General features: G+C 69.6%; 21 protein-coding genes. 14 read left to right on the top strand and 7 right to left on the bottom strand.

Translation table 11 applies throughout. The annotated features are described in order from the left end of the window. Nucleotides 1–13: 13 nt before the first annotated feature. Nucleotides 14–1,819, bottom strand: coding sequence for a prolyl oligopeptidase family serine peptidase (locus tag RIU97_RS18660; protein ID WP_404958201.1), 1,806 nt, complete (start codon nucleotides 1,817–1,819; stop codon nucleotides 14–16). 87 nt (nucleotides 1,820–1,906) lie between these two features. Between RIU97_RS18660 and RIU97_RS18655 the strand changes: the two genes are divergently transcribed. The 5 genes from RIU97_RS18655 (at nucleotide 1,907) to RIU97_RS18635 (ending at nucleotide 5,031) form a co-directional block, all read left to right on the top strand. After that, nucleotides 1,907–2,074 (top strand): hypothetical protein, encoded by a 168-nt coding sequence (locus tag RIU97_RS18655; protein WP_404958199.1) that lies wholly within the window; start codon nucleotides 1,907–1,909, stop codon nucleotides 2,072–2,074. Nucleotides 2,075–2,109: 35 nt separating this feature from the next. After that, entirely contained in the window at nucleotides 2,110–3,411 is a 1,302-nt protein-coding gene (codA, locus tag RIU97_RS18650; protein WP_404958197.1) for a cytosine deaminase, read from the top strand. Between the two features lie 6 nt (nucleotides 3,412–3,417). Continuing rightward, nucleotides 3,418–4,002 carry an HD domain-containing protein gene (locus RIU97_RS18645; RefSeq protein ID WP_404958195.1) on the top strand — a complete coding sequence of 195 codons (585 nt, stop codon included), beginning with the start codon at nucleotides 3,418–3,420 and terminating at the stop codon, nucleotides 4,000–4,002. 143 nt (nucleotides 4,003–4,145) lie between these two features. Continuing rightward, nucleotides 4,146–4,670 carry a DUF5956 family protein gene (locus RIU97_RS18640; protein ID WP_404958193.1) on the top strand — a complete coding sequence of 175 codons (525 nt, stop codon included), beginning with the start codon at nucleotides 4,146–4,148 and terminating at the stop codon, nucleotides 4,668–4,670. Between the two features lie 85 nt (nucleotides 4,671–4,755). Continuing rightward, nucleotides 4,756–5,031 carry a hypothetical protein gene (locus RIU97_RS18635; RefSeq protein WP_404958191.1) on the top strand — a complete coding sequence of 92 codons (276 nt, stop codon included), beginning with the start codon at nucleotides 4,756–4,758 and terminating at the stop codon, nucleotides 5,029–5,031. 354 nt (nucleotides 5,032–5,385) lie between these two features. Here the strand turns inward: RIU97_RS18635 and RIU97_RS18630 are convergent, their stop codons facing one another. Then, complete coding sequence (locus RIU97_RS18630; protein ID WP_404958189.1) at nucleotides 5,386–5,856, bottom strand: MarR family winged helix-turn-helix transcriptional regulator; 471 nt, start codon at nucleotides 5,854–5,856, stop codon at nucleotides 5,386–5,388. A 133-nt stretch (nucleotides 5,857–5,989) separates the two neighbouring features. On the opposite strand from RIU97_RS18630, the gene RIU97_RS18625 reads away from it, so the two are divergent. Continuing rightward, on the top strand, nucleotides 5,990–6,589 hold the full coding sequence (locus RIU97_RS18625; protein WP_404958188.1) for an SgcJ/EcaC family oxidoreductase: 600 nt from the start codon (nucleotides 5,990–5,992) through the stop codon (nucleotides 6,587–6,589). Next, nucleotides 6,586–7,356 (top strand): SDR family NAD(P)-dependent oxidoreductase, encoded by a 771-nt coding sequence (locus RIU97_RS18620; protein WP_404958186.1) that lies wholly within the window; start codon nucleotides 6,586–6,588, stop codon nucleotides 7,354–7,356. Before RIU97_RS18625 ends, RIU97_RS18620 begins: the two co-directional genes overlap by 4 nt. Here the strand turns inward: RIU97_RS18620 and RIU97_RS18615 are convergent. Together RIU97_RS18615 and RIU97_RS18610 are read right to left on the bottom strand one after the other, a co-directional pair. Continuing rightward, nucleotides 7,328–8,842 (bottom strand): SulP family inorganic anion transporter, encoded by a 1,515-nt coding sequence (locus RIU97_RS18615; RefSeq protein WP_404958184.1) that lies wholly within the window; start codon nucleotides 8,840–8,842, stop codon nucleotides 7,328–7,330. The two genes, RIU97_RS18620 and RIU97_RS18615, sit on opposite strands and share 29 nt — an antisense overlap. A gap of 697 nt (nucleotides 8,843–9,539) precedes the next feature. Beyond that, nucleotides 9,540–10,472 carry a restriction endonuclease gene (locus RIU97_RS18610; RefSeq protein WP_404958182.1) on the bottom strand — a complete coding sequence of 311 codons (933 nt, stop codon included), beginning with the start codon at nucleotides 10,470–10,472 and terminating at the stop codon, nucleotides 9,540–9,542. 256 nt (nucleotides 10,473–10,728) lie between these two features. On the opposite strand from RIU97_RS18610, the gene RIU97_RS18605 reads away from it, so the two are divergent. Continuing rightward, nucleotides 10,729–11,475, top strand: coding sequence for a hypothetical protein (locus RIU97_RS18605; RefSeq protein ID WP_404958180.1), 747 nt, complete (start codon nucleotides 10,729–10,731; stop codon nucleotides 11,473–11,475). Nucleotides 11,476–11,481: 6 nt separating this feature from the next. Then, nucleotides 11,482–13,077 carry a hypothetical protein gene (locus RIU97_RS18600; RefSeq protein WP_404958178.1) on the top strand — a complete coding sequence of 532 codons (1,596 nt, stop codon included), beginning with the start codon at nucleotides 11,482–11,484 and terminating at the stop codon, nucleotides 13,075–13,077. A 569-nt stretch (nucleotides 13,078–13,646) separates the two neighbouring features. Here the strand turns inward: RIU97_RS18600 and RIU97_RS18595 are convergent. Both RIU97_RS18595 and RIU97_RS18590 read right to left on the bottom strand, forming a co-directional pair. Then, a complete protein-coding gene (locus RIU97_RS18595; protein ID WP_404958176.1) occupies nucleotides 13,647–14,216 on the bottom strand; it encodes an AAA family ATPase in 570 nt (189 codons plus the stop codon). Continuing rightward, nucleotides 14,213–14,971, bottom strand: a complete 759-nt coding sequence (locus RIU97_RS18590; protein ID WP_404958174.1) for a GntR family transcriptional regulator — start codon at nucleotides 14,969–14,971, stop codon at nucleotides 14,213–14,215. Before RIU97_RS18590 ends, RIU97_RS18595 begins: the two co-directional genes overlap by 4 nt. A 620-nt stretch (nucleotides 14,972–15,591) precedes the next feature. Between RIU97_RS18590 and RIU97_RS18585 the strand changes: the two genes are divergently transcribed. Genes RIU97_RS18585 through RIU97_RS18570 form a run of 4 tightly spaced genes read left to right on the top strand, consistent with a single transcriptional unit; the run spans nucleotide 15,592 to nucleotide 17,514 of the window. Next, nucleotides 15,592–15,861 carry a DUF6284 family protein gene (locus RIU97_RS18585; protein ID WP_404958172.1) on the top strand — a complete coding sequence of 90 codons (270 nt, stop codon included), beginning with the start codon at nucleotides 15,592–15,594 and terminating at the stop codon, nucleotides 15,859–15,861. Beyond that, nucleotides 15,858–16,202 (top strand): hypothetical protein, encoded by a 345-nt coding sequence (locus RIU97_RS18580; protein ID WP_404958170.1) that lies wholly within the window; start codon nucleotides 15,858–15,860, stop codon nucleotides 16,200–16,202. The genes RIU97_RS18585 and RIU97_RS18580 overlap by 4 nt, the downstream gene beginning before the upstream one ends. After that, complete coding sequence (locus RIU97_RS18575; protein WP_404958168.1) at nucleotides 16,199–17,197, top strand: DUF2637 domain-containing protein; 999 nt, start codon at nucleotides 16,199–16,201, stop codon at nucleotides 17,195–17,197. The genes RIU97_RS18580 and RIU97_RS18575 overlap by 4 nt, the downstream gene beginning before the upstream one ends. After that, nucleotides 17,194–17,514 carry an RRQRL motif-containing zinc-binding protein gene (locus RIU97_RS18570; protein WP_404958167.1) on the top strand — a complete coding sequence of 107 codons (321 nt, stop codon included), beginning with the start codon at nucleotides 17,194–17,196 and terminating at the stop codon, nucleotides 17,512–17,514. The genes RIU97_RS18575 and RIU97_RS18570 overlap by 4 nt, the downstream gene beginning before the upstream one ends. On the opposite strand, the gene RIU97_RS18565 is transcribed toward RIU97_RS18570, so the two are convergent. Next, nucleotides 17,511–17,672 (bottom strand): hypothetical protein, encoded by a 162-nt coding sequence (locus RIU97_RS18565; RefSeq protein ID WP_404958165.1) that lies wholly within the window; start codon nucleotides 17,670–17,672, stop codon nucleotides 17,511–17,513. The genes RIU97_RS18570 and RIU97_RS18565 overlap by 4 nt on opposite strands. A 106-nt stretch (nucleotides 17,673–17,778) precedes the next feature. Here RIU97_RS18565 and RIU97_RS18560 point away from each other — a divergent pair, with 106 nt between their 5' ends. Further along, on the top strand, nucleotides 17,779–19,380 hold the full coding sequence (locus RIU97_RS18560; RefSeq protein ID WP_404958163.1) for a hypothetical protein: 1,602 nt from the start codon (nucleotides 17,779–17,781) through the stop codon (nucleotides 19,378–19,380).

Below are 19,380 nucleotides of genomic sequence, written 5' to 3'. Positions count from 1 at the left end.
CACCGGAGCGGGACTAGCGGGGCAGGTGCTTCAGCGCGAACTCCAGCTCCATCCGGACCTGCTTGATCCGCTCCTCCACGACCAGCGAACCGTGCCCGGCGTCGTACCGGTACACCTCGTGCTCCGCGCCGCGCGCCACGAGCCGGTCCACGTAGTTGTCGATCTGCCGGATCGGGCAGCGCGGGTCGTTGACGCCCGCCGCGATGTGGACGGGAGCCTTCACCGCGTCGACGTAGGTGAGCGGCGAGGAGACCTCGAAGCGGTCCGGGACCTCCTCCGGGGTACCGCCGAAGAGGGTCCGGTCCAGGGCCTTCAGCGCCTCCATCTCGTCGTGGTAGGCCGTCACGTAGTCCGCGACCGGTACGGCGGCCAGGCCCACCGCCCAGGCGTCGGGCTGCGTGCCCAGGCCCAGCAGCGTCAGGTACCCGCCCCAGGAACCGCCCGACAGCACGAGGCGTGCCGGGTCCGCGAGGCCGGAGACCACCGCCCACTCCCGGACCGCCGCGATGTCCTCCAGCTCGATCAGGCCGACCCGGTTCTTGAGGGCGTCCGTCCACTCGCGGCCGTAGCCCGTCGAGCCGCGGTAGTTGACCCGCACGACCGCGAAGCCGTGGTCCAGCCAGGCCGCCGGGGTCGCCGCGAAGGCGTCGCTGTCGTGCCAGGTCGGCCCGCCGTGGATCTCGAAGATCGTCGGGAAGGGGCCCTCGCCGTGGCCGGCCGGCCGCTGCGCGAGCGCGTGGATCCGCCCGCCCGGACCCTCCACCCAGACGTCCTCCACCGGCACCGACCCGGGGGCCTTGAAGCCGGGAGGGTCCAGGACGACCCCGCCAGCGGTGGAGCGTACGGTCGAGGGCTCGGCGGCCGAGGACCACAGGTACTCCACGGTCCCGTCGGGCCGCGCGCCGGCCCCCGACACCGTCCCCGGCGGCGTGTCCACCCGTACGAGCTCCCGCGCGGCCAGGTCGTAGCGCCACAGCTCGCTGCGCGCCTCGAAGCTGTGCGCGACCAGCAGCGCGGACCCGTCCGGGTACCACTCGGCGCTGACGTCGCCCGGCAGGTCGATCGCGAGCTCCTCCTCGGCGCCGGTGGCCACGTCCCACACCATCGGCTCCCAGCGGCCGCGCCGCTGGTGGCCGACGAGGAGGCGGGTGTCGCCCGGAACCGGCGCGAAGCCGAGGACCTCCAGGCCGAGCTCCTCCGTCCCGCCGCGGGAGTCGTCCAGCTCGGCGACGGTGGACCCGTCGAGGGCCAGCACGCGCAGGGAGGAGTGCATCGCGTCGCCGTGCTCGGTGTGCTCGACGGCCACGAGCGTCCCGTCGTGGGACAGGTCGCCCACGCCGGCCGACTCCCGGTGCCGGTAGATCACGGTGGGCGCGGATCCGTCCGGGCGGACCACGTGGACCGTCGAGCCCTCCTCGTCCGTGGAGCGCCCGACGACCGCGGTGCCGTCGCGGCCGATGGCCAGACCGGCGGGGTACGAGGGCTCCAGGCCGGGGGTGGCCGGCTCGTCCGGGCCGCCCCCGAAGGGCTGGCGCACCCAGGTGCCGAACTCGTCGCCGTCCGTGTCGGAGAACCACCAGATCCACTCGCCGTCGGGGGAGAGGGCGCCGTCGGTGGTGCCGTTCGGGCGGTCGGTGGCCTGCCGCTGGACGCCGGTGGCGCGGTCCCAGGCGTAGAGCTCGAAGGTTCCGGTCGCGTTGGAGACGAAGAGGGAACGGTCCGGGGCGTCCTCGGCCCAGTCGGGCAGCCCGACGCGCGGTGCCCGGAACCGCTTCTCCCAGTCGGGCGTCTCGGGGGTGATCTCGCTGTCGCTGGTCATGCGCCCATTGTGGCCGCAGTGGTCCCCGGGATGCCGACTGCTCCGAACGGGCGCAGAGTGGAACCCGTAGCCCAAGGAGGAACGATCATGGCCAAGAAGGCGCACACCGGCCACCACATCCACCAGGACTCCGAGCGCGCGCTGGCGAAGAACACGGCCGCCGAGGCCCGCGCCAAGGCCGCGACCAGGGACATGCAGTCGTCCGCCGCGAAGACGCGCGGCATGCAGCAGAAGTCCCAGGCCAAGCGCGGCTGAATCCGCGGCTCTGCGCGGATCCGTAGGCTGGCGCCATGCGGATGATCGTCCGGGGCGCCCGGCTGCTGCACACGTCAGGCCTGTCCGACATCGAGGTCGCGGAGGACGGCCGGATCGCGCGCGTGATCCCGCACGACGACCAGAAGGAACCGCCGGCCACCGGCATCCTCGTCGAGGCCCACGGCGCCCTGCTCTCCCAGCCCTTCGTCGAGCCGCACATCCACCTCGACACGGCGCTGACCGCCGGGGAGCCGCGCCCCAACGCCTCCGGCACCCTCTGGGAGGGCATCGACTGCTGGAGCGAACGCAAGCGGACCCTGACCCGTGAGGACGTGATCGCGCGGGCGACCGAGGTGCTGCGCTGGCAGGCTGCCCAGGGGGTGCTGCACGTGCGCACCCACTGCGACATCACCGACCCGGCCCTCACCGCCCTCGACGCGCTTCTCGAAGTGCGCGACCGGGTGCGGGAGGTCATGACCCTGCAGATCGTGGCCTTCCCGCAGGAGGGCACCGCCTCCTTCCCGGACGGCGAGGCGCTGCTGCGGGAGGCGGTGGCCCGCGGGGCGGACGTCGTCGGAGCGATCCCGCACTTCGAGGACACCCGCGAGGACGGGGTGGCCTCCCTGAAGACGGCCTTCGCGCTGGCCGAGGAGCACGGGCTGCGGGTGGACGCGCACTGCGACGAGATCGACGACGAGCAGTCCCGCTTCGTGGAGGTGCTGGCCACGCTGGCCCTGCGCTCGGGCCTGCGCGAACGCGCCACCGCCTCGCACACGACGGCCATGGGCTCCTACAACGGCGCCTACAGCTTCAAACTCCAGCGGTTGCTGTCCCGTTCGGGCATCAACCTGGTCGCCAACCCCTTCGCCAACCTCAACCTCCAGGGCCGCTTCGACGCCTACCCCAAGCGGCGCGGCCTCACCCAGGTCAAGGAGATGCTGGCCGCCGGGGTCAACGTGGCCTTCGGCCACGACGACGTGATGGACCCCTGGAACGCGCTCGGCACCGCCAACCCGCTGCAGACCGCCCTCGTCGGGCTGTACGCCGCCCAGCTCACCGGCGCGGACGAGATCCCGCTGGCCTTCTCGATGGTGACGGACCGTGCGGCGCGCGTCCTGGGCCTGTCGGACGCGGAGTACGGCATCACGGAGGGCGCCCCCGCCTCCTTCGTCCTGCTCCCGGCACCGTCGCCCGAGGAGGCGATCCGCCGTCAGGTCCGGCCCCGGTACGTCGTCTCGGGCGGCTCCGTCCTCGCCGAGACCCCGCCCGCCCCGGCCCGGCTGAACTGGCCGGGGGAGGCCCCGTCCGAGGTGGACTTCAGCCGCCGCCTACGCTGACGCCCCATGACGTGGACCCTTGACACCAACTCGGCCCGTACCGCCCTGCAGATCGCGTCGGAGTACGCGGACCCGGCGCTGCTGAACCACTCCGTACGCTCCTACGCCTTCGGCGCGCAGTACGCGGACCGGCACGGCCTCGCGTACGACGAGGAGCTCTTCTACGTGGCGGCCCTCCTCCACGACCTGGGCCTGACCGCGCCCTTCGACAGCCACACCCTTCCCTTCGAGGAGGCCGGCGGCCACGTCGCGCGGGTCCTGACGGCGGGCCTGGGCTGGCCGGCGGCCCGCCGGGCCCGCGCCGAAGAGGTGATCGTCCTGCACATGAGGGACGACGTGACGGCGGCCGAGGACGTCGAGAGCCACCTCCTGCAGGTCGGCACGAGCGCCGACGTCTCGGGCCTGCGCCTCTCCGAGTTCGACCCGGCCTTCACGGCCGCCCTGCTCGCCGCCCACCCACGAGCCGGCTTCGGCGCCGCCTTCACCGCCCTGGTCGAGGACCAGGCGAAGCGCAAGCCCGACTGCGCGGCGGCCGCCTACGTCGCGAGCGGCGCGGCGGCCCGCATCGCGGCCAACCCTTTGGGGGCGTGAAGACCGGAGGCTGGGGCTGGAGCCGGGGCTGGAGCCGGGTCCGGAGCCGGGTCCGGAGCCAGGTCCGGAGCCGGGTCCGGGGCCGCCCTTCCGGGGAGGCCGGGGTCACGCACATCCGCCACCCCGTCGGATAGCGTGCCCGCATGTCGTGGGACGAGGACGGAACGCCGCACCCGCTCGCACTGCGCCGCACCGGCCGCAGCGAACTGGAGCCGGACCGGCTGCCCGAGATCCGGGAGCTGGAGGTGCTCGGCTGGGAGCCCGCGCCCGAGGACCTGCGCTGGGTGTTCCTCCCGTACGTATGGCCGCCGGCGGCCCGTACCTGGATCCCCGACCGTTCCACCCACTGGGCGGTGGACACCTCGCTCGACGGCCACGGCCACATCACCGGCGTGGAGTGCGCCCCGCTCGCCGAGCCCGACCTGCACGACCTCGACCAGGAGGCCGACGCGGCCCTCGCCGGCCTCGGACTCCCGCCCCGCCCCCGGGGCCGCCTGTGGCTGCTCCGCCCGGTCGGCCCCTTCACCACCGTCGGCGCGGTCCTGGACCACCTCGACGCACAGGCCGCGCAGCACGCCGTGGAGGCCGGCCCGTCCACGGCCTTCCTCGCCCTGACGCGCACCGAACTCTCCACACTCTCCGCGCCCTCCGCACCGGACACCCGCTAGAGCCCGGCACCGGGCCTGCCCGGGGGCCGTGTCCGGCTCTGCTGGCTACGCTTGTCGTGAGGGGGTCACGGCGGGAGGCGGTCTCATGAGGCGGCGCCATCACTTCCACATCGACCATGCCGGGCACTCGGTCAGCGCCACGGTCCAGACGGGCCACACCGCCGTCGTCGAGGTGCTCGTCGACGGCAAGGAGACGGGCTACGCCACGACGCGCGCCGACCACCCCGTGACCGTCCACGTCGAGCTGCCGACGGAGCCGCCCACACCCGTATCGGTGCGCGCGACCGCCGGTCCGGTGCCCGCGTGCGTCTTCGAAAGCCCGGCCGCCACCCCGCAGCCCATGCAGCCCCGCCCCTTCTGACACCCGGCCGCCGCGGTCAGGCCGCCCCGCCCCACCGAAAACCGGCCCCCGCGGCCCCCGCGGCCCCCGCGGCCCCCGCGGCCCCCGCGGCCCCCGCGGCCCCCGCGGTCGCCGCGGTCGCCGCGGCGCGCTCTGCGGCCAGCCCGCCCGCCTGCCGACGACCGCAGCGGCGCCTGCGCGCTCCGCCGTCCTCCTGCCAATGGCCGCAGCGGCGCTCTGCCGAAAACTGGCCGCCGCAGCTGCGCCCCGCGAGTTCCGCCGCCCGTCTGCCGGCGGCCGCAGCTGCGCTCGCGCGCTCCGTCGTCCCCGCCTGCCGGCGGCCGCAGCCGCGCTCGCGCGCTCCCCAGTCCCCTCCTACCGGCCGCCCTTGCGCTCCTGCGTCGCCGCCCGGATCTCCTCCGTCGCCTCGCGGAACGCGGGGGCCGCGCGGGAGAAGTAGTCGAAGAGCAGGTCCAGTTGGTCCGGCGTGTAGCCGGCGAGCACCTCGCCGATCCGCCTGCGGGCCGGGCTCACGGCCGCCTCGACGCCCGCCAGCGCGTCCGGCACCGCCTCGACCACGACCTTGCGCCGATCGGCCGGGTCCGCGGTGCGCCGTACGTACCCCGCGCGCTCCAGCCGGTCGATCAGCCGCGTCGTCGCCCCGGTCGTGAGTCCCGTCCCGGCCGCGAGTTCACCGGAGGTGAGCCCGCCCGCCAGGGTGATGCGGCTGAGCGCGTACCACTCGGACGCCTGGAGGCCCGCGGCCTCCGCGCCCGCCATGCCGTGCAGCCCCACGGCATCGACGTAGTCCCGAAAGACCGCCCGCCGGTCGTCCTGCTCCGTCATCGCGACACCCGTCCCTTCCCCTTGCCATTTATCTGCATGCATGCAGATAATGCATACATGCAGTTGTTGCGCCAGTGTAGTCAACGCGGCGGCTGCCGTCATCCGCCCGTTCCGCCGACCGAGAGGCATTCCCGTGAACAAGAAGACCGTCAAGCGCGCCGCCCTCGCCACCGCCGCCGTCCTCGCGCTCGGCGCCACCGCCGCGTACCTCTACCTCGACACCACCTCCGGCATACGGCGCACCGGCACGGAAAACTGCGCCGACGTCATCCCGGCGGGCGCGGACCGCGCCGACGGCGAGGCCATCTGCGCCACCCTCGAGGCCCTCACCGACGCCTGGGCCCGCGGCGACGCGGACGCGTACGGACGCCAGTTCACCGAGGACGGCGCCTACACCACCTACATCGGCAGCCACTACGAGGGCCGCGCCGACATCACCGAAGGCCACCGCGCCCTCTTCGGCGACTTCGTCAAGGGCAGCAAGCTCGCCGCGAGCTACCTCGACCTGCGCTTCCTCGGAAAGGACGCGGCCGTCCTGACCGGCCGCGGCGACGACTACACCGGCGCCAGGCCCGGCCCCGCCGAGCTCACCAAGGTCCAGACGTACACCCTGGTCCGCGACACCGACGGCGCCTGGCGCATCGCCGCCTTCCACAACACGAAGCGCCAGAACGTGATGGAGCGCTTCTCCTTCCTCTACTCGCCCGCCACGGCCCCCAAGGCGGAGAAGTGACCGCCCTGATCACCGGCGCCACCGAGGGCATCGGCCGCGCCTTCGCCCGCGCGCTGGCCGCCGAGGGCCGCACCGTCACCGCCGTCGCCCGCACCGAGCGGCACCTGCGGGCCCTCATGACCGAACTCGGCCCCGGTGGACCCGGCGGCGGACACGACTACCTCGTGGCCGACCTCGCCACCCCCGAAGGGGTGCGGACGGTGGCGGACGCGTTGACGGCCGGCCCGTACGACCTGCTGATCAACAACGCCGGACTCGCCCGCCCCGGCCCCTTCGCCGACACGCCCCTCGACCAGGTCCTGCCCGCGCTCCGCCTGAACTGCGAGGCGGTCGTCACCCTCGCGCACGCCTTCCTCGCCACGGCCGGCCCCGGCGCCGCCCTGGTCAACGTCGCTTCCACCCTGGCCTTCGCACCCCAGCCCGGCCAGGCCGTCTACAGCGCGACCAAAGCCCTCGTCGCTTCCTTCTCGCAAGCGCTCTGGTACGAGCAAAGGCCGCACGGGGTCTACGTGATGGCCCTCTGCCCCGGACCGACGGCGACCCGCCCCGGCCTGCACGCCGACATCCCGGCCGCCCTGGTCCAGCCGCCCGAGGCGGTCGTCGCCACCGCCCTCAAGGCCCTGCGCCGACGCCGCCGCCCCACCGTCGTCCCCGGCCGGGCCAACGCCCTCCTCGCGGCGGCGACCCGGTTCCTCCCCCGCACCACCGCGCTCTCCCTCCTCGCCGACGGCCCCGGAGTCACTGCCCCGCGGAGAGTTCGCCGCTGAGCGTTCCGTGCAGGCCGGCGCTGGGGCCGTTCAGGCCGGTGATCTCCACGCTTTTGCCACGCTGGGCGTACCGGTGCTCGATCGCGTCGAGCGCGGCCACGGAGGAGGCGTCCCAGATGTGGGCGGCGGAGAGGTCGATGACCACCTTGTCCGGGTCGCCGGCGTAGTCGAACCGCTCGACCAGGTCGTTGGAAGAGGCGAAGAACAGCTCGCCGGTCACGCAGTAGACGACCTGTCCGCCGTCCGGATCGAGCACGGAAGTGACGTTCGCCAGGTGCGCGACGCGCTTGGCGAAGATGACCATCGCGCAGACGGAGCCCACGACGACGCCCACGGCGAGGTTGTGGCTGACGACCACGCAGACCACGGTGACGACCATGACGGTGATCTCACCGGCGGGCATCCGCTTGAGGGTCTTCGGCGTGACGGAGTGCCAGTCGAAGGTCGCGAAGCAGACCATGACCATGACGGCTACGAGGGCGGCCATCGGGATGTCGGAGACGACCGGCCCGAAGGCGATGCACAGCACCATGAGGAAGGCGCCGGCGAGGAAGGTCGACAGCCTCGTCCGGGCGCCCGACACCTTCACGTTGATCATCGTCTGGCCGATCATCGCGCAGCCGCCCATGCCGCCGAAGAACCCGGTGACGATGTTCGCGACGCCCTGGCCGACGGACTCCCGGGTCTTGGAGGACCGGGTGTCGGTGATCTCGTCGACCAGCTTCGCGGTCATCAGCGACTCCATCAGCCCGACGAGTGCCATGGCCAGCGCGTACGGCGCGATGAGCGTCAGCGTGTCCAGGGTGAACGGTACGTCCGGCAGGCCGGGCACCGGCAGCGCGGAGGGCAGGGCCCCCTTGTCGCCGACGGTCGGGACGGCGATGCCCGCGGCCACGGTGATCGTAGTGAGGATGACGATGGACACGAGCGGTGCCGGCACCGTCTTCGTGACCTTCGGGAAGAACACCATCAGTGCCAGCCCGGCCGCCATCAGAGGGTAGACGGCCCAGGGAACGCCGAGCAGCTCGGGGACCTGGGCCATGAAGACCAGGATGGCCAGCGAGTTGACGAAGCCGACCATCACCGAGCGCGGGATGAACCGCATCAGCTTCGCCACGCCGAGCGCGCCGAGCAGGATCTGGAAGAAGCCGGCCAGGATCACCGCGGCGACCAGGTAACCCAGCCCGTGCTCCCGGTTCAGCGGGGCGATCACGAGAGCCACGGCGCCCGTCGCGGCGGAGATCATCGCGGGCCGGCCGCCGACCACGGAGATGACCACGGCCATCGTGAACGAGGCGAACAGCCCGATCGCCGGATCCACTCCGGCGATGATCGAGAACGAGATCGCCTCGGGGATCAGCGCCAGCGCGACGACCAGACCGGCGAGGACCTCGGTCCGGAACACTTTGGGCGAGAGCCAGGCCGGCCGCGTGGGACGAAGGACGTCACGCAGCCGCGCGGATATGGGTGCGGGGGAAGCAGACACGGGGCACGGACCTCGGGCTCGGGCACACCCGAACATGCAGGCGGGCGCGCGGAGAAGACACGAAGGGCGAGGTCGCTCGGGGCTCCTGGAGAAGCCGGCCAAGCCCTACTCCCAGGTTCTCCCGAACGCTCTCCCGAGACGCAGGAAGGGCCTGATCCACTGAGTGGATCAAGCCCTTGACCTGGTCTTACGAAGTCGGGGTGGCGGGATTTGAACCCACGACCTCTTCGTCCCGAAGCATTCCGGGTCGACGGGCGAGCTGCCTATTCTACGGTGCTGACCTGCGACGGAGGTCCGTGATCGTCCGTGGACGTCCGCCAGCCTTCGCGCCGGTTGTCACTCAGTTAGACACCCACCCGCCCGTCCTACCGGGAACACCTGCGGCACAGGACGGCCCAACGGCTCCTCCGCTCGATCCGTCCGGTCCCAAGTGCCGCCGAGCGCACCGCCAAAGACCCCGCACACCCGCTCACCGATGTCCTCCCGCATACAGAGCACGAACCCGCCGAACTTCGGAGTGCTCCCCACACCCAGCACCGGCCAAGCGCATCCCTTGTCCTGCCACGCTACCTGTGGGCTCACGCGGCTCCGGAGGCCCCGTGCGTCCCACGCGTTTCAGCAGGTCAGGCATCCACGCCAGGCCTATATCACCTCGCCGGTCCACATATAGGCCGCGGCCAGCGAGGTGACATTGCAGTTAAGGGAGAACGCCGGCGGCGGTGGCGCCGTAGCCCTTGCCCTCTGGCCAGAGGACGACGCAGCCCTGGCTGTGAGCGAGGTCGAGGAGGTCCTCGCGCGGCTTGGAGGGCAACAGGATGGCGCGGGTCGTGTGGTCCACGAACCTGCTGTAGTCCGCGAGCTGACCGATGGCCATGCGGACGTTTTCGCGGGTCACGCTCCCCTTGGCCTCGACGAGTAGGCCGATCTGCTTGCAGTAGACGTCGGTGTAAAGGGGCCGGGTCTCACCGGGCGGGAGCATGCGGTGCCGGCAGGTTTCATGCCCCTTCTCGGTGAGGTAGCCGGCGAACGCGGTGACGAGCTGGCCTTCCTTGCGCTCGGCCTCGTAGGCTTCGCGGTTCGGGTTGACGAACGTCTTCTCGGTCTCGTTCCGTTCGATGGGCAGCTCATCGACGGGGTTCGGGTGGCTGTCTAGGAGCCGGCCGAGCTTGGTGGCAGGGTTCTTCGGCGCGATGTCGACCGGCTCGAGTCGGAAGACGATCACTTTGCGGAGCGGGCCGTCGTTGGTCTCGGGTGCGTCCGCTTCGTACCAGGGCGTCTCCTGGTCGACTACGAACTCGCCGCGGTAGGTGATGGTGCCGCGGGCTCCTTGGAACACGCGGAGGGCGCGTCCCTCGGCCCGGTGGTTGAGGATGCTGGCGTTGCCGGAGATCATCCGCTGATCTCCGTGTTGGCCCTCGCCGCTGTAGTGGAAGCGGCCGTCCGGCATCCAGTCGTCGTAGTAGCCGTGCCTCTCGCCGGCCACAGGATCGGTGAAGACGAACACGTTGGGGGTCTTCGCCGAAGGCCCGATGCCGCCCTGGGTCCGTCCTCCGTAGATGCTGTGCAGCTCCTTGCGCTCGATCGTGTCGCCAGGCTGCATCTGCCATCCGGACGCAGGCGTCTCGTCCATATCTCCCCCTCGCACTAGTGCAGTTGGACCAAGGGTAGAGAGGGCTGCAAGTGGATGTCCACTTCGTATGTCAAATACGCCCACCCAAATCGGACACACTAGATTGGGGTGACGACATGAAGGGTGTCGTCGGCGTAGCGTCGGTGCCATTTCAGTCCAATGTGCAGCGGTTAACGGATCTTCCCGCTACGCTGAACTGGGGTCGACGACTGACGGTCGAAGAGTTTCAACACGCTATCGGGGTGAGGAGAGCTGGATGGATCGCGAAGTTGGCGTGCTGCCGGTATCTGGTGGGATTGCGGTGCACTTCTCAAATCTTGCGATTCTTGGTGCAGACGTGATCGAGCGCTCAATGGCTGAATGCGGTCCGGCTCTTGGTAGAATCCTTCAACTCGAAGCCGATATTGGCGTATGGGAAGCGCGCATGGTTGGACGGCCGGAAGCTGCCCAGATATCCGACGCGCGGCGTGAGCTAGGATTCGCCGCCTATGCCGCATCCAGTGGACTCTATCGGCTCGCCTTCAGCGGGATTAGAACATTTCTTGAGCTCAGTTTCGCCGCCGTCTATTTCTCTGCTCATGAGTTGCAGAGGCGGCAATGGGTGTCAGACAGGAAGGATTTCTCCTGGTCTCAGGCTTTGGATGAGAATAGTGGCGTACTTTCGCGTTCGTTCATGCAGGAATTTCTGAATGAAGGAGTCTCGGAGGCGGGTACGTATGCCGGCGCCGCAGCGAAGGCGTATAGGCACTGCTCTCAATTCATTCATGGAAAATTGGCTGTAACTCGGTCACTCCCTCGTGAAATCAGCTTTTCGTCAGAAGCGCTGGAAGATTGGACGTCCACCGCCTCGGATTCGGCCCAGTCGGTACTATTCCTTCTTTATGGTCGATACTCCGCAGAGCTCCTTCCTGGCGATGACGGCTCATTGGGGGCCACGCTAGAACACAGTTTCTCCCATCTGAAATCAGTTCGTTCGACCCTTGGCCTCCCGGTGGAAAGGTGACGCGAGTTGCAGAGTGAGATCGTCTACCGCACGGAAGACATCCCTCTAGAGGAAATCCTCGACTATCTAGTTGAGACGGATACCGACCGAGGGTTGATAGATTCCCTGAAAGGTCGATCCCCTGTCGTTCTCAAGGGCAGTCGTGGGGTGGGTAAGTCTTTCCTCATGCGGGCCGCCGAGGCCGAGTTGCGGAGGGACTTTGTTGACCAGAGAATCTTGCCTGTCTATGTCACCTTTGCCCAGGCTAGCCTGATCCGCCAGGATACGCCGGACCGCTTCCTGCTCTGGATGATGGCAAAGCTGTGCAACAGCGTTCTGCGTGCCGCCTCGACCTTCGGCTTGGCCTTGCCCAGCGGATCAGCCATCACGGCGATCCAGGGCAGTTCGGCAGTCGGCAACTACGCGGGCATGCAAAAAGTCGAGGCCATCTTCGAGTCCTCGTGGATGCAAGACAAGCAGCAGGAGTTGCCGGCGCTTGTGCCAGACCCTGAGGTCCTGCGTGACGCAGTTGAGGACCTCTGTAAGTTTGCTGGAATTAAGCGAGTTGTCGTATTCGTAGATGAAGCGGCGCACGTCTTCATCCCTGAACAGCAGCGTCAATTCTTTACGCTTATGCGCGACCTGCGCAGCCCTTACCTGACGGTAAAGGCCGCCGTATATCCGGGCGCTACGTCTTACGGGCATGCGTTCCAGCCGACCCATGATGCGACAGTGCTTTCGGTTGATCGCGCTGTGACAGATTCCGAGTATGCGGCTGCCATGCGTTCTATCGTTTACAAGCAGGATGACTCGCTCCGCAAGCAGATCGAGCCGAATGGTGATGTGTTTGATGCGCTCGCCTATGCGGCAACTGGTAACCCGCGCATCCTGCTAAAGACCCTGCTCATGCGAACGCCGTTCGGTAAGCGAAACATCCAAGAGGTTATTCGAGAGTACTATCGCGAAGACATCTGGGCGGAGCATACGAATCTCGGGGTGCGCTACCCGGGGCATCGAGAGCTCATTGACTGGGGAAGGACCTTCATTTCGGACTCGGTCCTTCCCGCCCTTCATGCCCGGAACCAGGGTAGGGAATCTCAGACCTCGTCGTATTTCTGGATTCATCGGGACGCGCCACAGACGGTTCGAGAGGCGCTGCGCCTTCTCTGTTATAGCGGAATCGTACAAGAGGGCGATTCCGGAATGCGCGCTACTCGTGGCGAGATCGGCACCCGGTATATGGTCAACCTGGGCTGCCTGTTCGCGCAGGATGCGGAGCCCATCAAGTTTGGGCAGAACGTAAGGAAGCACCTCCACCTCAAGCGAATGGTTGAATACGGGGCCAATCATTCGACTTATCGACCGATTGACGAATTCTCTCTAGATGCGGTCGATTCGGTAGGGAATCAGGCGCTTGAGGCACAGCTCGGCAGGTCGATCGACTACTTGGATGTCACTAATTTTCAGCGTAGCAAGTTGAGGGATCTCGACCTCCTGACCATTGGTGACGTCTTGAAGTCCGATGAGGAAGTGTTCAAGCGTGCATATTACGTAGGCACTAAGCGTGCCCGCCAGATGCGAAATGCTGCTGTGATTGCAGTGCTTGAATATCTCTCAGGGTGATCTCTGGGATATTCTTGAAAGTGCGTGACCAGGCGGGCGGTGGGGCGCGTTTGGTCGGTGTCGAGCATGTCGAGCCAAGCCGCAGCGCGCCCCGCTGTCATCCCGTCTGCCGTCGTCCCACACGGAGTGGTAGCAGGGCAGTCGTCAGGGGCCCAGGTGGAGCGCCCCACTGGACGAACGACCTGGGCCCCTGACGGCTGGTCTGCTACGGCTTGGCTTGCCCTGGGGCGACGGCAGGCGGGATGACAGCCCCACCCCCGACCACGATGGAGCCGCGGGCGCACGACTGGCCCCCGCATCCCAGAGTCAGAGCGCCCCCTGCCGGAGGCATCAGTCCTGACCGGCGGCTCACCGATCAGGCAGGGCTGATCCAGCCCATCAAGTCCTTAGCCATTGGCGCGCGGCCGGCGTCCCGGGCTGGAGCGGGGCGCAGACACAGGAGCGCAGGCCCGGGGCGACGGGCGCGCGACGCCGCCTTGGTGGCGGAAGCGCCCTTGATGGGGTAGGGAAAGTCTTACCGCGTCACCCTCCGGAGATGATCGGGCGGTGCGTCACAGCACATCGGCAACTCAGCGGAAGCTCTTCAGAGCGCCGATCACGGTCGCGGGATCCCCGTCGTACCGCACGTGTGGTTCATCAGCCTGGGGCGGGAAGAATCGGGTGCGGTAGCGCTGGAGGTCGCTCTCCGAGAAGTAGATCGCGTTCGGGTCGTTCGCGTGGAACTCGTTGCGCCTGCTGATCCGGTTCCACAGCTCGTCATGGTCCACCGCGAGGTAGACGACGAGAGGGGCTGCCCCCGCGTCGGTGGCGATCGAGCGCCATTTTGCTCGTTCGCCCGCCGTCCAGAATCCGTGGTCGACCACCACGTCGTGACCGGCTTTCAGGTGCTCCGTCAGCTCGACTGCTACGTCTTCGAGGACGGGGCGCTCAAGGGTCGGGAAGACGCCTCGCGGGAAGTCGACCCCGTATACGCCGTGCCGGCGGAACATCTCCTCGTCCGGGCACAGGCGCACGAAGCCGCGGTCGGTGAGGGCGCGGGACAGGGTGGTCTTGCCGGAGCCGGGGAGTCCCACCATGAGGACGCAGATCGGCGGGCGGGGCGGCGTGAGGCTCGCCCGCGTGTCGTCCGTGCCGCTCATGCAACGACCTCGGATTCCGTCCGCCATGTCCGGCCGGGGCCACCGAGGTCCACGCCGTACTCCACGATGTTGCCCTCGCTGTCGACGAACTTGGCGGTCATGACGACCACCGGGTCCGCAGGCGTGTCGTCGGGATCCAGCTCCAGGAGTTCCGCGTACTCAGGGGTCAGGCGGGAGGCGGAGGCCGTGTCGATGCGGTGGCTGATCGGGTGCCCGGTTGCCTCCGAGATGAGCTGGAGCGAGGTACCCCCGGTCAGCCGCTCGCTCATCGCCAGCTGCGGGATCAGCCGGGCGTAGCGAGCCGGAATCCACGACGTGCTGTGCGCGACGATGCCGTGCCGGTCCCGGTAGACGCGGCTTCGGCGGACCACTTCGGAGCCGGGCTGAACGTCCAGAGCCTGCGCCACATCCGCGGGCGCCGGCACCACGGCGGCCTGATGCGAGTCGGAGCGTTCTCCGTCTCCCCAGCTGGATCCTGTACGGCGGCCGCGGTCCTGTCGCTGAGAACCGGAGGACATGGGGGAAGGCGGGTCCAAGACCTCGGTGCCGATGCCGTGGATGCCCCGAATGAGTCCGTCGTTGCGGAGCTTGCGCAGCGCCTTCTCGACTGTAGCCGTGCTGACCTGCCACTCCTCCGAGAGGTTCTTGATGCTCGGCATGAGGGTCCCCGGCTGCAGCTGGCCGGACGCGATCAGCTCGGCGTAGTGAGCAGCAATCCTCGCGTAAGGCGCCCGATTGTCGGCCTGGCCTGCCATGTCGTTCGCTCCTCGTCGTGACATCCCTGAGGTTCCCTAGCTTACTGCTTGACACCGCATGGAACCCTAGGGAACCTTAGGGACGTGCTCGCCGGACGCTCACCGCGGCCGGGGAGTGCAGGACCTCGACGCGCCTTGTTTCAGGGCTCGCTGAGGTCAAGGGGCCCGGGATAGAGCGGGCCGAGGGTCCCGGGTCCCTGGTCAACCGGAGGGCGAGACCGAAAGGTCACTCGTCTCGCATGCCTCAAACGGGAGCTCGTGTTCCCGAAGGCGAGACACCTTTTCGCACGTCCGACCCCCTGCTGGAGGTTGATGTGTACCGACGAAGAACCTGGGCGCTGCCCGTGCTGGACCGTCAGGGATAGCTGCCTCCGCGTCTTCACCTGAGCCGCCGCGATGCGCACCGGGATAGCCGGTGATCTGCGGCTCAGGTTCATCCGCGCAGCGGAAATGCTGCGGCCGGTTGCCTCCCCCGCCCGTCCGGCGCCGTGCTGGCGTCGTACGGGCGGGGTCGAGGGGAGCCGGATTGGTTCCACCCCCGAATGCAGTGCAGCCCCCGGCGTTGGAGCGCCGGGGGCTGCTGTTCGGGTCCCGTTCCTCCTCAGAAGGAGCAAGACCCAATGAAGTCCATCGCTGCACTTCAGAAGCGCGTTACCCCGTGGTCGGATGGCTTGGAGCCGTCGGACGCGGAGCTGGACGCGATCGAGTGGGAGATGCCGCTGATCCTGGCGGAGGTCGACCTGCTCGACGCGGAGATCGCCGTCCTGGACCGGACGCCGTCCGAGCTGGACGAGCGGCGTATCCGCCGGGCCCGCCGCAAGGCCCTGGCCGCCCGGCGGATGCTGACCAACCAGGCCGCCGCGGCGAGCCTGCCGGGCGGTGCCGCATGACCACCCCGACGATGCCCCTCTCGTCCATGGCCGCTCCGCTGATGGCGCTGCGGATCTTCGAGGACCGCTACCGGCGCCTGCCGGCCCCGTGCGTGTCGATCTCCACGGTCTACCCCAACCTCCTGGAGCTGTCCTTCCACGACAACCCTGACGGGTTCGAGATGTGGCGCCAGGCACTGGGGATCCCGCGCCGGACGGTGCAGCACAGTGTTCAGGGTGACGGCCGCACCTGCGTCATGAAGGGCGAGACCAACTACTCCGGCGGCCCGGTGAAGTTGATCGGCTTCACCACGATCCCCGCCCTGGAGGGGACACGTTCACGGGCGGAGGCCACCTCGTGAACCGTGATCAGATCCGTTCATCCGAGCGGGCCCTGTCGGTCGGGACATGGCTGATCGTCGGCGGGGCGATGCTCTACTCCGTCCTCACCGTCACCCCGCTCATGACCACTCACACGCCGGATGGGTGGCGGTGGACGGCCCCGATCCTGCCGCTCGTCGTGGACGCCGCGGTGGTGATCGTGGTCCGTCTCGACTCCGTCCTGGCCCGCCTCGGCGGGCACGGCGGCGCCTGGCCGGTGGCACTGCGGTGGATGACCGGCGTCATGACCCTGGCGCTCAACATCGGGGAATCCGCGCTGGCCGGAGACCTCGTCGGGGTCGCCGTCCACTCGGTGGCCCCGCTCCTCCTCATCGTTACGGCGGAAGCGGGACTCGCCTACCGGCGGGCCCTTACCGCAGCGGTCCTGGCCGTTGAAGCCCGCAAGCGAGCCGAGCAGGACGCCCGGGAACGGAAGGTGGCTGAGCGGGAGGAGACCAGGCTCCGCGCGGCTCGTGAACAGCGCGAGCACGAAGCGGCGCTCGCCCGTGAACAGCGTGAACACGAGGAGCGTCTGGCCCGTGAGGAAGCCGACCGGCAGGACCGGATCCGGCGTGAAGAGCAGGAGCGGGTGGAGGCGGCGGAGTGGGCGGAGCGGGAGGCTCGTGAACGCCGTGAACGCGAGCGTGAACAGGCCGAGGCCGAGCGTGAACGCCTTGAACGCCAGGCCGCGCAGCAGCGCGAGCTGGAGGCCCAGCAGCGGGCCGAGCGTGAACGCCGGGAACGGGTCCGTGAACAGGAACGGATCGAGCGTGAACGTGCCGCCCTCCTTGCCGCGGGTCCGCCTGAGGAGAAGCTGAAAGAGGGTCCGGCCCGCACGGTCGTGCAGGCCGCGTTCGAGGCTGGCCTCGCCGTCCGGGTGGCTGCTGAGCTGACCGGATGGTCCGTCGGCTGGGCCTCCGCCCGCTACCAGGAACTCCGCGACGCCGCCCAGGCTCTTGAAGGGGCGGCCCCGTGACCACCCTGCCTATCTACCGGTGGCGCCTGGCCCCCGACGGACTCGCCACCCGCCGCCAGCTCCGAGCCGCCGGGCTCCGGCCCGGCGGTCAGGACGTGGTCGCGCAGCTCGAACGCCCCCGCCGCCGGCGTGGCCCGCTGACCGCCTACCTCTACCTGGTCGAGCGGGCGAAGCCGGTTCGGCCGATGACCGACCGGCGGGCCGCCGCTCTCGCCAAGGCCAACGCTGCCCGCCGTACCTGCCCGGCCTGCGGTCGGGATGCCGGCTACGTCATTCCCGCCTCGCTCGGCTGCTGCGTTCCCTGCTCGGAGCGCTAGGCGCTGTCGAGGATGCTGCCGACGGTTTCGGTGATGCGGTGCTTCCACTTGTGCCAGCGGTTGCAGTACTGCCGCGGAAACCAGCGCCGTGTCTGCGGGATCTGCCGGTTGCACCACTTGCACAGCACCGTGCGGCCCCTGCTCGCGAACTCCCCCATGCCGCGACTTTAGCGGCTGTGACCTGCACTTTCCGCCCCCAGGGCCCGGCCGCCCACCTCCTACAGCGTCGGCCGGGCCCCTCGCCCCTGAAGGAGCACCCTCAGCATGACCGAGACCATCACCGAACCGCAGGCTCCCCCCGAAGAAACCACCCCCACCCATACGCCGGCCGACACCACCGGCACCACACAGGGCAAGGAGGTGGAGCACACCGCCGGGGGCTTCCCCGTGGTGCCGTTGTCCCTGTCCGGGACGAACACGGCGGCAGGCCTGCTGGCCACCGCCGCCCTCACAGGTGGCCCGGTCGCCACAGTCGTGGCGATGACCGGGGCCGCCGTCCTGGGCACCGCCGCAGCCCACCGGCGTTCCAAGGCCGGAAAGAAGAAGGCCGCGGCGAAGTCCACCCCGGCCGCCAGCCGAACCACGGCCAGGAGCGCGGGGCGTGGCCTTTTGGGCCGTATCCCCGCGCAGCCCCGCACCCCGTCCCGTACCGGGGGCGGATCGGGGGGCCGCAAGACCAGCGGCGGGCAGGCTCGCCACCGTTCCAGCGCCCCCGGACGTACGGGCTCGGCTCCGGGCAAGTCCGGTATGTCGCCCGTGCGGCAGCGTGCAGCCCGCGCGGTCGGTGGTCTGGCTGGTGGCCGGGCAGGGCAGGTGCAGGCCCTGCGCTCGCAGGCCCGCCCCCAGTCTCCGAACCGGGCTGCCGCCCGTACGGCAGTGGTGCAGGCCCGGCGGCAGATCGCAGACTCCCGCCGGGCCGCAAAGGCCGCCGACCGCGCCGCTGCCGGGTCGAAGGCACGCGGTTCGGCCGCCCGCACCCTCGCCAAAGGCATGCCCAAGGTCGCTGCCGTCCGAGACAAGGCCGTCGGCGCTGCTCGTTCAATGCGGGACCGCAGCGCCGGCCGGGCGGTCTCCAACGGCCTGGCAGGTGTTCAGGAAGCGGCGCGCCGTAAGCGGGTCGCCGCGTTGAAGGCGCCCGCGCAGAAGGCGGCGCGGAAGGCTCTGCGCCGGTCGGCCGCACGGTTCCAGGCCCGTCGGTCCGCCGCCGCTGTGCTGGGCGCGGCGCTCGGTGCGCTCGGCATGCTGACCACCCCGCTCGGCCGCAAGCTCGGTTGGACCTGGCTGCAGAATCCCGGCCGCCGCCTCTACCGCTTCCTGCTCGGCCAGGCCCATGCCGAGCGCGAGGCCCGCGACGCCGAGATCCACGCCCAGCTCGAAGCCGACGAGCAGACCGCCGAAGAGCAGGCCGACGCCGAGCGCGAGCAGGACACCGACGGTGACCGGCTCGGGGATTGCGCCGCCCGCCCCACCTCGCACGTTCCCGCAGCTGCCACCAGTGAAGGAGCACACAGCATGAGCAACGGGTCAGGGTTCAAGTTTGAGGAACTGGCCGCCGAGATGTTGCAGGCGGCCCAGTCCTACGAGCCCGAGAGCGCCATGGAGATCCTCGCCATGGTCGAAGGCCTGCCCGACGCCCTCGGCTCGATCGCGGGCGTCATGCAGATCCTCGCGGAGCGCTCCGACAGCGAGTTCCCGCTGGAGAAGGCCGTCGCGGACGGCTTCGCCGACATCTACGGCGCCCTCAACTCCGCCACGGCCGTCGCCGAGGACCTCGGGCCGGTGTTCCGGCAGGCCCACGAGCAGGACATCGCCCGCCACGAGGACCCCCGCAACGGACCCGAAGCCGAGAAGGGATGGAACGTCTGA

This window comes from Streptomyces sp. 147326 (genome assembly GCF_045000215.1).
GTDB lineage: Bacteria > Actinomycetota > Actinomycetes > Streptomycetales > Streptomycetaceae > Streptomyces.
Note: the sequence above shows the minus strand (reverse complement) of the source record. Positions and strands in the feature narration are given on the sequence as shown.

Bases quoted from the DNA above. Each gene is read 5' to 3' on its own strand.
- RIU97_RS18660 (WP_404958201.1), bottom strand. From the start codon at position 1,819: ATGACCAGCGACAGCGAGATCACCCCCGAGACGCCCGACTGGGAGAAG.
- RIU97_RS18655 (WP_404958199.1), top strand. From the start codon at position 1,907: ATGGCCAAGAAGGCGCACACCGGCCACCACATCCACCAGGACTCCGAG.
- codA (WP_404958197.1), top strand. From the start codon at position 2,110: ATGCGGATGATCGTCCGGGGCGCCCGGCTGCTGCACACGTCAGGCCTG.
- RIU97_RS18645 (WP_404958195.1), top strand. From the start codon at position 3,418: ATGACGTGGACCCTTGACACCAACTCGGCCCGTACCGCCCTGCAGATC.
- RIU97_RS18640 (WP_404958193.1), top strand. From the start codon at position 4,146: ATGTCGTGGGACGAGGACGGAACGCCGCACCCGCTCGCACTGCGCCGC.
- RIU97_RS18635 (WP_404958191.1), top strand. From the start codon at position 4,756: ATGAGGCGGCGCCATCACTTCCACATCGACCATGCCGGGCACTCGGTC.
- RIU97_RS18630 (WP_404958189.1), bottom strand. From the start codon at position 5,856: ATGACGGAGCAGGACGACCGGCGGGCGGTCTTTCGGGACTACGTCGAT.
- RIU97_RS18610 (WP_404958182.1), bottom strand. From the start codon at position 10,472: ATGGACGAGACGCCTGCGTCCGGATGGCAGATGCAGCCTGGCGACACG.
- RIU97_RS18605 (WP_404958180.1), top strand. From the start codon at position 10,729: ATGGATCGCGAAGTTGGCGTGCTGCCGGTATCTGGTGGGATTGCGGTG.
- RIU97_RS18595 (WP_404958176.1), bottom strand. From the start codon at position 14,216: ATGAGCGGCACGGACGACACGCGGGCGAGCCTCACGCCGCCCCGCCCG.
- RIU97_RS18590 (WP_404958174.1), bottom strand. From the start codon at position 14,971: ATGGCAGGCCAGGCCGACAATCGGGCGCCTTACGCGAGGATTGCTGCT.
- RIU97_RS18585 (WP_404958172.1), top strand. From the start codon at position 15,592: ATGAAGTCCATCGCTGCACTTCAGAAGCGCGTTACCCCGTGGTCGGAT.
- RIU97_RS18580 (WP_404958170.1), top strand. From the start codon at position 15,858: ATGACCACCCCGACGATGCCCCTCTCGTCCATGGCCGCTCCGCTGATG.
- RIU97_RS18565 (WP_404958165.1), bottom strand. From the start codon at position 17,672: ATGGGGGAGTTCGCGAGCAGGGGCCGCACGGTGCTGTGCAAGTGGTGC.
- RIU97_RS18560 (WP_404958163.1), top strand. From the start codon at position 17,779: ATGACCGAGACCATCACCGAACCGCAGGCTCCCCCCGAAGAAACCACC.